This is a genomic window from Pseudoxanthomonas daejeonensis (assembly GCF_010093205.1).
Taxonomy (GTDB): Bacteria; Pseudomonadota; Gammaproteobacteria; order Xanthomonadales; family Xanthomonadaceae; genus Pseudoxanthomonas; species Pseudoxanthomonas daejeonensis.
In genome coordinates this window covers 1-13,221 of record NZ_PDWN01000021.1, presented here as the reverse complement: position 1 = coordinate 13,221, position 13,221 = coordinate 1, and the positions used below count along the sequence as shown (strand labels likewise).

Here is a 13,221-nt window from a genome sequence, read left to right as displayed (position 1 = left end):
ACCCCCGGGTGGCCCCCGCCTTCCAAAACCCGGATAATCCGCAAAAGCCGGTCGGGGCCGCTTCCCAGGAAGCACACCCGCCCGGCTTTTTCCGTGTCTGGGTCACCGCACTGCCCGATCCGCCCCGATGGCGGCTCGCGTCCCCCGCCTAGCCGGGGATGGGCAGGGCAGGGCGCCGGCCACGGTCCATCCCGCGGCCCCGATGGTCGCCAGATAAAGGAGTCACGGCCATGGGCCAGTCAGTCGTCGTCATCGGTGCCCAGTGGGGCGATGAAGGCAAGGGCAAGATCGTCGACCTGCTCACCGAGGACATCGGCGCCGTCGTCCGCTTCCAGGGCGGCCACAACGCCGGCCACACCCTGGTCATCAACGGCAAGAAGACCGTCCTGCACCTGATCCCCTCCGGCATCCTGCGCGACGACGCGCTGTGCCTGATCGGCAATGGCGTGGTGATCTCGCCGGCTGCCCTGATCAAGGAGATCGGCGAGCTGGAATCGGCCGGCGTGGAAGTGCGCAGCCGCCTGAAGATCAGCCCGGCCGCCCCGCTGATCATGCCGTACCACATCGCCCTGGATCAGGCACGCGAGAAGGCCGCCGGCGGCAAGGCCATCGGCACCACCGGCCGCGGCATCGGCCCGGCGTACGAGGACAAGGTCGCGCGTCGCGGCATCCGCATCGCCGACCTGCATTACCCCAAGCAGCTGGAAGAGCTGCTGCGCACCGCGCTGGACTACCACAACTTCGTCCTGACCAAGTACCTGGGCGTGGACGCGGTCGACTTCGAGCAGACCTACGACGAAGCGCTGGCCTTCGGCGAATACGTGCAGCCGATGAAGTCCGACGTGGCCGGCATCCTCCACGACCTGCGCAAGCAGGGTAAGCGCGTGCTGTTCGAAGGCGCGCAGGGCGCCCTGCTGGACATCGACCACGGCACCTACCCGTACGTCACCAGCTCCAACACCACCGTCGGCGGCGCACTGGCCGGTACGGGCGTGGGCGCGGACGCGATCGACTACGTGCTCGGCATCGCCAAGGCCTACGCCACCCGCGTCGGCGGCGGCCCGTTCCCGACCGAGCTGGACGACGAGATCGGCCAGGGCATCCGCGACCGCGGCGCCGAATACGGCGCCTCCACCGGCCGCCCGCGCCGCTGCGGCTGGATGGACATCGTCGCCCTCAAGCGCGCCGTGGCCATCAACGGCATCACCGGCCTGTGCATCACCAAGCTCGACGTGCTCGACGGCATGGAGAAGCTGAAGATGTGCATCGCCTACGAGTACCGTGGCAAGCGCACCGAGTACGCCCCGCTGGACGCCCAGGGCTGGGAAGAGATCACCCCGGTCTACCTGGAGTTCCCCGGCTGGAGCGAGAACACCCACGGCGTCACCGAGTGGGACGAACTGCCGCCGGCGGCGCGCGCCTACCTGCGTTCGCTGGAGGAGCTGGCGGGCTGCCCGATCAGCATCGTCTCGACCGGTCCGGACCGGGATCACACGATGGTGTTGCGGGATCCGTTTGCTTGAGCTGAGCGTTCGTAGAGCGGGCTCACCCGCTGCGCTTGATTTGAAGCCCCGCGAATGCGGGGCTTCTTATTGAACGACACCGCAGGAGTTGCGTCGAATCCCTCGTATGTATGCAATCAAATTGCAGGAAGTGGAAGCGTATTGAGCTCGGACCGTGCTTCACGCCAGAGTGGGAAGTGTTCATCTAAGAGTTCAACAAACTTCCCGTCGTGCGTCGGCGCGATCAGATGCGCCATCTCGTGCACCAGCACGTACTCCAGCAAGTGCTTAGGCTTCTTGACCAGTTCAGTGTTCAAGCGGATATGGCCGCGGGCATAGTTGCAGCTGCCCCACCTCGTCTTCATGCGCTGCAGGTAGTAGGTACGAACCTGCACGTTCAGCCGAGGCTCCCAGATACGGATCATCTCGGGCAGGGCCGCATGGAGCAGCGCCTTGTGCCACTCATGTATCACGTCGGCCCGCTTCTCTTCATCGCTACCCGGACGAACCAGAAGGGTGATGCGCTTGTGGTCCAGGCGAACACCAGGCTTGGCATCTACGTATTGGACATCGAGTAGGTAACGGCGGCCCCAAAGATGGTGGCTCTCCCGGGTTACATGCCGGCGTGGCGTCTCGCGCGCCTGCGTACGGAGCGTCGCCTGTTGTTTGCGGATCCAGGAGAGCCGGGTGATGGCGTAGGCCCGCAACACGTCCATTCGACTCTGCGCTGGCGCAACCAAGGTAACTCGTCCTTCCGGCGGATGGACAGACAGATGGACGTGCTTGACATCCTTGCGCGTCACCGCGATTTCGATATCACCAAGTTGCAGGGTGTCCATCAACGGTAGCCAAGCTGGTTCTTGGCCAACTCAAATAGCTTGAGCATCGCCTCGCGGTCGCCATCGACAAGTCCGAGCAGCGTACGCTGCACGGTCCGCTCCTTGATCTCGTTACCCTTCCAGTCGGCAGGCACGCCTGCACGCATGGCCGTGTCGATCTGCACGGCCTTGCTGATCAGTTCGCTGGCGTGCCAGTCACGCGCTTCTCCCGTATGCGCGGCATCGACCGGCTTCGCGAGAATGTCCGACAGGTTGCGGTAGATCACGATTGCTTCTGGCCGGCCTTGCAACGCCTCCGGTGTCTGCTCGCCTCCAGAGGCATGTACTGCTAACTTCTTTGCAAGCGCTTCAGCCTGTTTGAGGAACTCCTCGTAGCTCTTCGCGTCCGCCCGAGACTGCTTGATCAACTCGTCCAGCAGGCTCGACATCTCCATGAAGAAGCGCGGATCCGTCAGGCGCTCCTGGATGATCGCCTTGCGAACGTTGTTGATGATGCCTTCGGCCACGGCCTTGTTGCTGGCGCCCTTGGCGTTGAGCTTCTGCGCGATGGCGTCGTGGATGCCGGTCTTGACGATCAGGTCGACCAGAGACAGATCCCCCATGTCGCCTAGCTCGCGGGCGTCCTCTGCCCGCACGTACCGATTGAGCAGATCGCGCATGTCGCCTTCGAACGGCTTGATGTCAAACTCTTCGCCCGAGTAATTCTTGATCGCGCCCCGCATATCGGCATAGAACGCGACTTCCTTTTCCAGCTTGGAAATGCTCGCTTCGTCATATCCCGCGTTTGCCAGCTCGCTGCCGATATCCGCCCAGGCCCGAACAAACGCAGTGACCAACTTGTAGAACGAGATACGCAAAGGCTCGGCCTTCTCCAGCGCCTCCGCATCCTGTGACTCACCGCAGAAGTACTGAATAAACTGCTCGACTTCCCGTGGCGCCAGCACGGGTTCGCACAGATGCAGCAGCGCCTCACGCGCTTCCTCCAGCTTGCGAACGCCCTCCTTGATCCAGTGCTTCAGATCGACGTTGCCGTCCTGGCCGTCCTTCGGGTCGGCCACCAACTGGTCGGAGCTGTAAACCGCGATGGCCTTCTGCACATCACCGAACAGTTCCTTGAAATCGACGATGTAGCCGTAGTCCTTGTCGTCGCCGTCCAGGCGGTTGGTGCGGCAGATGGCCTGAAACAGATCGTGGTCGCGCAGGTTGCGGTCCAGGTAGATATAGGTGCAGCTCGGCGCATCAAACCCGGTCAGCAATTTGCTGACGACGATCAACAGCTTGCAGTTGGCCGGCTCCTCCTTGAACCGTCGTTTCATCTCCGTTTCGTACTTTTCAGTCGTGTCCAGAGCGCCGCCCAACACCCAATCCTTATAGGTGTCGTACTTGTAGCGATAGTCGCTTCCTGCCGGCTCCGTGGAGTACTGGGTCCTGTCCGGCTCGAAGGAGGTGATTATTCCGACATGCTTGCCGAAGTCGGTATTCTGGAACAGACGGAAGTAGTGGCAGGCATCGTAGATCTCGTCGGCAACCAGGATCGCCGTGCCACGCCCGTCGTTGAGCCGGCGCCGCGTGTCGAAATCCTCCAAGATGCTGCGGATGATGCGGTTCTTTCGCTCGCCGGAGCTGAGCACTTCCTCCATGGTGGCCCAGTGCTTGCGCAGGGCCGCCCTCTGGAAATTGTTCAGATGGCGGGTCTTCCTGGCGAAGTACTCCTCGATCTTTTCTTTGTTCCCCAATGCCTGCGGTACCTCGCGCGCCTCGTACTTTAGGTCCAGCACCACCTTATCGGCGACGGCCTCCGGGAACTTGTAGGTGTGGATGTAGGTGCCGAACACGTCGTGGGTAGTCTGCTTGTCCTTGCGCAGAAGCGGGGTGCCGGTGAAGCCGATGAAGATGGCATCACCCAGCCACCGCTTCATCTGCTTGTTCATGTCGCCGCCCTGGGTGCGATGCGCTTCGTCCACGAACACGTAGAACCGGCCATGGGCCGGTGGTGGCACCCCCGTGAGGTCGGTGGTGTCGAACTTGTGGATCAGGGCGCATAGCAGACGCGGGGTCGTCGCGGCGAGTTTGCTCACCAGGTCGGCACGGGACGTCACCCGCGTGGATTCCAGCCCTGCATTCTTCAGGACCTTGGTGATCTGGTCATCCAGTTCATCACGGTCGGTGATGACCAGGATGCGGGCCTCCGGATCGTCCTCCAGCAGCCACTTGGCCAGCAACACCATCAGAATGCTCTTGCCGCTGCCCTGGGTGTGCCAGATCACCCCGCCCTCGCGCTTGCGCGTGCGCTCCTGCGCGGCCTTGATGCCGGCGTACTGGTGCTGGCGCGGCACCTTCTTGATGCCGCCGTCGAAGATCACGAAGTTGTACAGGAAGTCCAGCAGCCGGCGCTTATCGAACATCTGCGCCAGCGGTCGGTCCAGGAAAATGCCGGCTTCGTTGCCCGGAGCGCCGGTTTCATCCTTCCATTGCACGTAGAACTCTTCCGGGCTTCCCACGGTGCCGTAGTACAGGCCCTGCGCGTCATTGCCTGCCAGCAGCAGCTGGGCCGTGCTGAAAAAGGCCTCGTTGAACTGCTTTTCCTGGTTGCTGATCAGCTGGTGGATGCCCTCGGCGATGCCCTTGCTGCTGCGCTTAAGTTCAATGACCGCGACGGCGATACCGTTGAGGTACAGCACGATATCCGGGCGGCGTTCGTAACCGCCGCGCAGGGTGACTTCTTCCGCAAGGGCGAAGTCGTTGTTGTCGGGGTTTGCCCAGTCGATAAGATGGACCTTGCGGATCGGCTGGCCCAATGCCGTCTGCACGTCTGCACCGTAGCGCAGCAGGCCGTAGGTCTTGAGGTTGGCGTCATACAGGGTGTTGCCGCTGATCTCGGCCGCGCCCTGCAGTTGGCGCAGCGCCGCGGAGATCTGATCTTCCTGGTAACCGCGCCTTCTGAGGTTGGCGGACAACAACTCGCTTTCAATACTGCGGTTGTTCTCGCGCCTTCCCCAATCGCCGAGGTAGTCATAGCCAAGGACATCGGCCCGAGCCTTGTCCGCAAACAGCTTGACCACCCGATTCTGGGTGGTGCGCTCGGCGCGGGGGCGTTCAGGCGGCATCGGCAGTCTCCGACAGCACGTCGGTTCGGACGTATCTTCGGAATGAAGCGGTATCCGTGAAGCACTGATAGCCAGCCTGGCTGGCAAGGGTGATCACTGCAGCTTCCTCGTTGAGCAGCACCACGACTGGCTGGCTCAGCTCCTCCTGCAAGCCAGTCGGCCAAGCCAGGTCGAACACCGCGATCTGTTCGCCGGTCTGTGCATCAGCATAGTCGTAGTCGATCGTCCCGCGTGGCAATCCCTGTTCGACCACCCAATCATTGAGCGCTTCCAGCTCAGCTTCTTCCGCCTCGCTTTCCACACCACTGCCAACGGCATTGTCGACGATCGGCGCAGCCGCCCCGGACATCCACTTCGTATCGCCATGCAGCAGGCTTTCAAGACGTTTGTTGAGTTCTGAAGCCAGCAAGATCTTACGGGCCTCCATGAAATCTCGATAGTTCTCGATCTTCCACAGCTCCGGATCCATCGGGATCCACTGTGAGGCCAGCGCACCGGGATGTGCCGCTTCGATCTTCGGGAAATAGATTTCCGGCAAGGTGTCGCTGATGTCGAGGTTGGTGTCTTTGGTTAGGAAGCAGTAGTTGGCCAGCGCATTGACCTCGGACTTCTTGGAATTGCGCTTGTATAGCTGTGCCTTGGGAAAGATGTGGTGCACTTCCAGCTTGCTCATCTTTCCGTGCATGTTGGCCTTGAGTCCGATGCCAGAACCCCAGTCGCGCGCCTCCCCGACGCGGGTCAGCATGTACAGCACCGGATAGAAGCGGGCGCCAAGGCTCCAGCCGGTGAAGTGCGCGGCCTCGGCACGCAGGCCGCCGTGCCACAGGCGTAGCTGTTCGAGCAGAGTATCGAGGTCATCGCTCTCGATCGCTTCCAGATCCTTGTCGATGTAGGACTCGACGGACCCTGAGAAGCGGCCCCACATGCCGGACTGGAAGTACCAGAACAGCAACTTGTCTCGCTCCTTCTCGTTCGGTGGGCCCAGCTTCTTCTGCTGGCGCTGATCGAGATAGCGCGCCATCACAGGGAAACCGCCGCGAGAGAAAAGCACCCTGTCGTGATCCAGGCCAAGTCGGTCGGCAATCATGTTAAGGCCAACATCAATTTGCTTGCAGGCTCTCCTGAGTGCGTCCTGCACTTCCGCCGGCCCTTGCTCGTGCAAGTACAGGAACTTGGCTTCCCCAGTCAGCACGGTATTCACTGAGCGCAGCAACCAGTCGAGACTGAAGTCGTAGCCATTGCCATGCCACTCCTTGAGCTTGTTCTTCATCTCGTCGCGGCCGGTTGGCCAGTCGGCGCATATCTTGGCCAGCGCCAGGTCGCCCTTGGACAACTTGGTGCCGCCGCTGTTGACGCGGTTGAAGATATCCACCACCACATCCAGCGACTTGTCCGCGCCGGTCACTTCCTCGATGTGCAGGTCGATGTCGGCAATGCCGAGTACCCGGCTCAGGCGCGCCACGTAGTCGCCCAGTTTTGGCGCCAGCTCTGGCGTGGACAGCTTGGCGATGTAAACGCCCAAGCCGTCCGTGCCGCCCTTCATCAACTCGGACACGTCCACCCACAGGGGGTGGTCCTTCATCTTGGCGGGCTGATAGAACTCGAAGGTCTGCGTGTCCAGATTAAATTGCAGACCGGTAAAAGCCTTGGCTTTGCCGTCGAAGAACTTTGGCGGTTTGCCGCGAATGACGCCGTATAGCGAGGTCATTCGCTGTTGGCCATCGAGCAGTAGCTTGACGATGCCAGGTGCCAGCGTGCCATCTCCGCGGTGGGTCGCCCCCATGGATTCCGTAGCCCAGACCAGCAGCCCACCCACTGGATGGCGCTTGTACATGGAATCGAACAGTCCACGGACCTGGTCGCCATTCCAGACGTAGCCACGCTGGAATTCGGGCAAGGCCATGTGGCCGCTGTCGATGTGGTCGAGAATAGTCGAAATCTTCATGTGGCGGACTCCCCCTGGCGTCCCTGGGTCAAACCAACCGAAGTCGGCCGGTAAGCAGTGTCTGCATCATGCCTTGCTTGAGCTGAGCGGTCTTGGCGCGCTTGGCTTCAAGAGCAGCAATTTCCGCGCCCATGTCGGACAGAACGTTAGCGATCGCGACTTGTTCGTCCGCACTCGGAAGTATCAGCTCGCCATCAAGAAATGCCGGTTTGGAGAGGTTGTAACGCGTCGATCCTTGAGCCAACGACTTGATGAGATCACGCCCAATCTGACCGCGCATGTAGTAGGTGAGAAATAAACTATCGATTCCCGCGCCATCATTTAGGCGGAACCCAAAGCAGAAGCTGTTCAAGTAGAGGTTCTTCACCTCGTCGACAACCAATGCGCACATGGCGACTTCTTCCGGAGTCTCCGACGAACCGTTGAACAGCAGGTCGTTTTTGAGTACGCGATTCTGTAACTCTCCCGGAGAAATATTGACTTTATCGAATGCGTTTACGTCAACGACGATATTCGCCATGACATTCACGAAAGTCACATACTGCGCATCTCCTTGTCCGAAATCATTCTTGGTTTTTCCGACAAGGCCGCCATAGCTCTGTCCGAGCGAACCGAGCCGCCTTACCTCCCACTCCCCACTGAATCCTGGCAAGCGGCGCTTGCCGGTGAGCAGCTCCTGCATGGCCCCTTGCTTGATGGCGCGCTTCTTGGCGATCAGCGCGTCCTGCGCGGCCAGCAGCGCATCCACGTCGCCGAGGGCGGTGGCGATGGAGGATTGTTCAGAAGAATCACGCGGAACAGCAACCTTGGTTGCCTTTATGAGCCCCGTGTTGAGATTCATCTGGGAACCCGTCTGCCCCCTTTTGCTCCATCGCGGCTCAAGATCCGTCAGGACGTAGTAGAGGAAGCCTTGATCGATGCTGGGTTTGTCGAAATGCACAAATCCGTCGTGGATGCAAACGTCGATACTTGTTTCGATAGGGCGTCCAACCGTTGCGCAGATGCTCATAACCAGCCCACCAGCAGAAACCGGCCTGCTGTGTCGAATGCCGGCAGTCGACAAGCGCTGCTGTGTCTCGGTAAGGAATCGGCCAGACGAAGTTGCGTCTGAAATTCGAAGCCAGCCCACCGATGAGCGATTATCGAACCACTTCGGATCTTCAATCGGTCTTGGACTTGCTCCTCGTACGATTCTTTCCGCGCAGCTTTGAAGAGGCACGTCGTCCCAATCGGACGGAATAGTCCCAACCTCGGATTGCTTGTAGCCAGGCCTCACTTCCACGCAAACCCCATCTTCGTCAAATGCTCGGCCAACTTTTCTTCCAGCGTGTTCACGTTTACGACCAGCTTCGGCAATGGTGTTTCGTAGCGCTCGGCCAGCTGCTTCACCCGCCGCGTCAACGCCTGGGAGATCCGCTCCACTTCGCCCCGCATGGCGGCCCTCAGTGCTGCCCGCCACTTGTCATCCACCACCAGCGTCTGCACGTCTGCCACTGAAAGCTGCGGATACTTGGCGAACGCCTCGGCATCCAGCGCCGCATCCAGCGCCTTGACCTGCTTCTTCAGCTCGGCTTCCTGTTCGGACAGGTCCACCCATTGCTTGAGCGCAGCCAATTCCTCGGCGTCGTCCCTGGACTTGCCGATCTCCTTGATGCGCCGCTTCACTTCGGCAGCATTGAGCTTGTCCAGGCTGGCGAACAGGCCGTCTTCACCACCGTGCTCTTCCTCCAGCGCTTCCAGTGCGCTGCTGGCGCTGTCCAGCGTGGCGCGCGCTTCGTCCAGTGCCTGCTGTTCGGCAGCGAAGTAGCGCGCCACGACCAGCGGCTTGGGCACCAGGTCGCAGGCCCAGCCCTTGGCCTTGCCCTTCTTGTTGGTTTCAACGACTGGCGTGGCCTTCCAGCCGTCCGCGGCCAGCAGGTAGGCATCGTCCTGCATCACCTGCGACCAGTAGTCCATCAGATGCTGGTAGACCGCATAGGCATCCAGCAACGGTGCCGTGCGGTAGGCAGCGAGCAGGCTCTCGGATACGTCGTGGACGAACTGCTTGGGATGGCCGCCTTCGCCGAAGCTGGCGAGCGCCGGGCGGATGGCCTTCTCCCAGCGCGTGTGCAACTCGGCCACAGTTGTCTGGAACGCGAGGAACTCGGCGTGACCGAGGATGGCGCTCTTCACTTCGGGCTGCGGCACCTTCAGCTGCAGGTAGCCGTCGCGGCCAGCGCTTTCAAACAGCGTCGCGCGCAAGGCCGGCATCCTGTCCCAGTACGTGTTCAATGCATCCACATCGCGCTGGGGGATGCCGCCGAGCAGATGCGCTTCGATGTCCTGCAAGTCTTCGGCGGCGCTGCTGTCGATGTAGCGCGGCAGGTTGAGGTTGTAATCGTTCTTCGCACCGCGGATTTCGGCGAACTCCACCATGCGCGCGTAGCCGGGCTCGTCCTGCGCCTTGCGAAAGGTGTCGACGATGCGGTGGATGTCCTGCTCGCGCAGGCGGTTCTTGTTGCCGTCCTTCCGGAAGCCCTTGCTGGCGTCGATCATGAAGATGCCGCGGCGCGCGGTGGCGTTTTCCTTGTCCAGCACCAGGAGGCAGGCGGGGATGCCGGTGCCGTAGAAAAGGTTGGCCGGCAGGCCGACGATGCCGACCAGATACCCGCTGTCCACCAGCTGGCGGCGGATGGCCGCCTCGGCATTGCCGCGGAACAACACGCCGTGCGGCAGGATGCAGGCGCCTTTGCCGCTGGCCTTGAGGCTGCGGATGATGTGAAGCAGGTAGGCGTAGTCGCCCTGCTTGGCCGGCGGCACGCCCCAGGCGAAGCGCTGGAAGGGGTCGGCGACCGGGGTGAGGCCGGCGCTCCAGGCCTTATCCGAGAACGGCGGATTGGCGACGACGTAGTCGAAGGTCTTGAGCCTGTCGCCGTCCTTGAACCTGGGAGCCGCCAGGGTATTGCCCGACTGTACCGAAGCATCCGGGAAGTCGTGCAGGATCATGTTCATACGGGCCAGGCCGGCGGTGGTGGCCGAGATCTCCTGCCCATACAGGGTGATGGGCTTGCCGGCCTCGGCGGCCACCTTGAGCAGCAGCGAGCCGGAACCGCACGTGGGGTCGTAGGCCGTGGTCTGGCGGTTGGTGTTGTCCGGACCGATGCCGATCAGCTGGGCGATGGTGCGGCTGACTTCCGCCGGGGTGTAGAACTGGCCCTTGCTCTTGCCCGAGTCCTGGGCGAAGTGGCGCATAAGGTATTCGTAAGCGTCGCCCAGGATGTCGTCGTGCTCGGCGCGGTTGTCGGAGAAGTCCAGCGCCGGGTCTTCGAAGATCGCGACCAGGTTGGTCAGCTTATCCTGGCGTTCCTTGCCATCACCGAGTTTTTTGGGATCGTTGAAGTCCGGGAAGTCGCTGTGCGAGAGGCTGCTGCTGTTGGCCTCGATCAGCGGCTGGATGATTTGCGTGTTGATCCTGTCGCCGATGTCCGGCTTGCCCTTCAGGGCCTTCATGTCCTCGAAGCTCGCGCCGGGCGGGATGATCAGCGGGGCGAGATCATCGCCAGCGTACTTGTCGCTGACGTACTTGATGAAAAGCATAAACAGGACGTAGTCCTTGTATTCGGACGGCTCCATGCCGCCGCGGAGCTCGTCGCAGCTTTTCCAAAGGGAGGAATAAAGATCTGATTTCTTGATGGCCATTCAGTAGGTACTTGTTCTTATGCGGGATGATTCAGCGGATCTAAGCTTCTAGATGGATTCGTAATGCGCCAGCAATCGTCTCGGAAGACGGGGTAGGGCCGACCTTGGCCGAATTCGGGTGAGCCCATCCGTCATTATGGTGACTCAGGACTGCTCCAAGCAGCGCGTCTGCTTACTTTGGGGGGCGCCGCCGCCGGGGCAGATTTAAAAGATCTCAGATCCCCGTGTTCTTCCTGATCCCGCCCCGCTGCGTGTCCGCCGGGTAGTTGGCCGCATTGATCACCATCTTCTTCCGCGCCGCCTCGACCGGATCAATCCCCAGCTTGTCCGACAGCTGCAGCAGGTACAGCAGCACGTCGGCGATCTCGTGGCCGACCTTGACGCGCTGCCCTTCGCCGAGCTGCCGGCTCTGCTCCTCGGTCAGCCACTGGAAGTGTTCGAGCAGCTCGGCGGCCTCCACGGACAGGGCGGCGGCCAGGTTCTTCGGGGTGTGGAACTGGCCCCAGTCGCGCTCCTGCGCGAACTGGCGCAGGGCGGTCTGAAGCTCCTCGATCTCGCGGCTCACGCGTGTTCCCTCCCCGGGAATGTGGTGCCGGCCGAGTATAGGTGAGGGGCGGTGTCGCCTGAACGGGCTTCGCGTCCGGCGAACCGGAATCCGGCCGCAAGGCTCAGAGCTTCGCGCGCAAGGCTTTTTGCCTTGCGCGCAACCCGGCGAGCCTTGCGATCGCAAAGCTCTTTGCCTTGCGCGCAACGTGCCAGCCCCGGCCGCAAGGCTTTAAGCCTTGCGCGCAAGCCTCCGAGCCTTGCGCGCGAGGCTTTTTGCCTTGCGATCGCAAAGCTCCAGGCCTTGCGCGCAAGCCTGCAACCTTGCGCGCAAGGCAAAACGGGCGGCGATCGGGGCTTTCTGCCTTGCGCGCAAGCCTGAAAGCCTTGCGCGCAACGTTCCCGGCCTTGCGCGCAAGGCTCCGGGCCTTGCGATCGGTGCCGATGAAACCAGTTCCGGGCCGGGCAGGGCGGGCGCCAGCCCTACCCGGGCGTGCGGTGCAGTCCGACGCCCGCCTGGCGGGCATTCCGAGGCGTATCGGCCGGTTTTCCGACGCGGGCCTGCCGCTTTTCCTACCCTCGATTGGGATTTTTCCTACACGACGCCGGGCGGTGGCCCGATGGCCGGGGCGGGGCCACCGGGGGACCGTGTGCGCGCCGGCTCGACCGAGACGGCACCACTGACAAGGAAGCCTCATCCATGACCCAGAACCTGATAGACCTTGAGCTGTCCGCCCAATCCCTGGCCGCGATCGACGCGGCGCTGGCCACGCTGGAAATCGAGCTCACCCCGTTGCTCGGGCTGGACCCGGAATCGCGCCGCGGCCTGACCAAGATGGGCGACAAGTCCGAGGCCTTCTGCCGCCAGGCGGTGGTGGCCTTCAGCCAGAACGCCGACGTGCTGCCGCGCAACTTCGACCTGCCCGCCTACCAGCGCGACCTGGCCACGCTCGACGCGCTGCGTCCGCGCCGGCAGCGCCTGGACCGGCTGCAGGAGCTGCTGGAGGATAGCGAGATGGCGGTGGGCAGCGACCTGATGACCGCCTCGCTGGAGGGCTACGCGGTGCTCAAGGTCGCCGGCAAGGGCACCGGCCTGGATGGCCTGCGGCAGATGCTGTCGGCGCGGTTCAACCGCGGCCGCCGCGAGACGGTGGTGCTGGAACCGACGCCGGCCTGACCGGCGCATGCTGCACCACACGCGACATGGGAAGGCCGCCTCCGGGCGGCCTTCTTCTTGCCTGTTCGAAAGGCGGCGTTCGCACCCGAACGCGGGCGCAGCGGCCGCCGGCGCGGCGGAGCAGGGCAGGCGGCTCGCCATCCAGGCCGGGGCGGCCGACTTCACGCCGCCATCGGCCGGCGCAGGCCGCCCGCCGCGTTTCCTCTAGCACTGTTCCTCGCTGCCGGCGGCGGAGCCGGCCCATTGCAGACCCGCGCCGACCCAGGAGCGATGCCATGGCCACCCGTATTGGACTGTCCCGGACCCTGCTGGCCGCGGCCTGCGCGGGCCCCCTGTTGCTGGCCGGCTGCGGTGGCGGTGGCAGCAACGTCCGTCCCAACCTGGCCCCGGTGGTGGTGCCGCCGACTTCGCCGCCCCCGCCGCCGTCACC

General features: G+C 62.6%; 8 protein-coding genes. 2 read left to right on the top strand and 6 right to left on the bottom strand.

Going from position 1 to position 13,221, the window contains the following annotated elements:
- The first annotated feature begins 230 nt into the window (after nucleotides 1–230).
- The gene (locus CSC65_RS15965) at nucleotides 231–1,523 is read left to right on the top strand and encodes an adenylosuccinate synthase (protein ID WP_162411576.1); all 1,293 of its coding nucleotides are present in this window, start codon (nucleotides 231–233) and stop codon (nucleotides 1,521–1,523) included.
- A gap of 116 nt (nucleotides 1,524–1,639) precedes the next feature.
- On the opposite strand, the gene CSC65_RS15960 is transcribed toward CSC65_RS15965, so the two are convergent.
- The 6 genes from CSC65_RS15960 to CSC65_RS15935 all read right to left on the bottom strand — a co-directional run bounded on the left by CSC65_RS15960 (nucleotide 1,640) and on the right by CSC65_RS15935 (nucleotide 11,636).
- Nucleotides 1,640–2,341, bottom strand: a complete 702-nt coding sequence (locus tag CSC65_RS15960) for a M48 family metallopeptidase (protein ID WP_238390433.1) — start codon at nucleotides 2,339–2,341, stop codon at nucleotides 1,640–1,642.
- Nucleotides 2,341–5,448, bottom strand: a complete 3,108-nt coding sequence (locus tag CSC65_RS15955) for a type I restriction endonuclease subunit R (RefSeq protein WP_162411574.1) — start codon at nucleotides 5,446–5,448, stop codon at nucleotides 2,341–2,343. Before CSC65_RS15955 ends, CSC65_RS15960 begins: the two co-directional genes overlap by 1 nt.
- Entirely contained in the window at nucleotides 5,438–7,393 is a 1,956-nt protein-coding gene (locus CSC65_RS15950; RefSeq protein WP_162411573.1) for a GmrSD restriction endonuclease domain-containing protein, read from the bottom strand. Before CSC65_RS15950 ends, CSC65_RS15955 begins: the two co-directional genes overlap by 11 nt.
- A gap of 28 nt (nucleotides 7,394–7,421) precedes the next feature.
- Nucleotides 7,422–8,402, bottom strand: a complete 981-nt coding sequence (locus tag CSC65_RS15945; protein ID WP_202922917.1) for a restriction endonuclease subunit S — start codon at nucleotides 8,400–8,402, stop codon at nucleotides 7,422–7,424.
- A gap of 263 nt (nucleotides 8,403–8,665) precedes the next feature.
- Nucleotides 8,666–11,071 (bottom strand): type I restriction-modification system subunit M, encoded by a 2,406-nt coding sequence (locus tag CSC65_RS15940; RefSeq protein ID WP_162411572.1) that lies wholly within the window; start codon nucleotides 11,069–11,071, stop codon nucleotides 8,666–8,668.
- A 214-nt stretch (nucleotides 11,072–11,285) separates the two neighbouring features.
- Nucleotides 11,286–11,636 (bottom strand): nucleotide pyrophosphohydrolase, encoded by a 351-nt coding sequence (locus CSC65_RS15935; RefSeq protein WP_162411571.1) that lies wholly within the window; start codon nucleotides 11,634–11,636, stop codon nucleotides 11,286–11,288.
- Nucleotides 11,637–12,314: 678 nt separating this feature from the next.
- Here CSC65_RS15935 and CSC65_RS15930 point away from each other — a divergent pair.
- Nucleotides 12,315–12,791 (top strand): hypothetical protein, encoded by a 477-nt coding sequence (locus CSC65_RS15930; protein ID WP_162411570.1) that lies wholly within the window; start codon nucleotides 12,315–12,317, stop codon nucleotides 12,789–12,791.
- Nucleotides 12,792–13,221 lie beyond the last annotated feature (430 nt).

Coding starts and splice junctions, on each gene's coding strand:
- CSC65_RS15965 (WP_162411576.1), top strand. CDS start 231: ATGGGCCAGTCAGTCGTCGTCATCGGTGCCCAGTGGGGCGATGAAGGC.
- CSC65_RS15960 (WP_238390433.1), bottom strand. CDS start 2,341: ATGGACACCCTGCAACTTGGTGATATCGAAATCGCGGTGACGCGCAAG.
- CSC65_RS15955 (WP_162411574.1), bottom strand. CDS start 5,448: ATGCCGCCTGAACGCCCCCGCGCCGAGCGCACCACCCAGAATCGGGTG.
- CSC65_RS15950 (WP_162411573.1), bottom strand. CDS start 7,393: ATGAAGATTTCGACTATTCTCGACCACATCGACAGCGGCCACATGGCC.
- CSC65_RS15945 (WP_202922917.1), bottom strand. CDS start 8,402: ATGAGCATCTGCGCAACGGTTGGACGCCCTATCGAAACAAGTATCGAC.
- CSC65_RS15940 (WP_162411572.1), bottom strand. CDS start 11,071: ATGGCCATCAAGAAATCAGATCTTTATTCCTCCCTTTGGAAAAGCTGC.
- CSC65_RS15930 (WP_162411570.1), top strand. CDS start 12,315: ATGACCCAGAACCTGATAGACCTTGAGCTGTCCGCCCAATCCCTGGCC.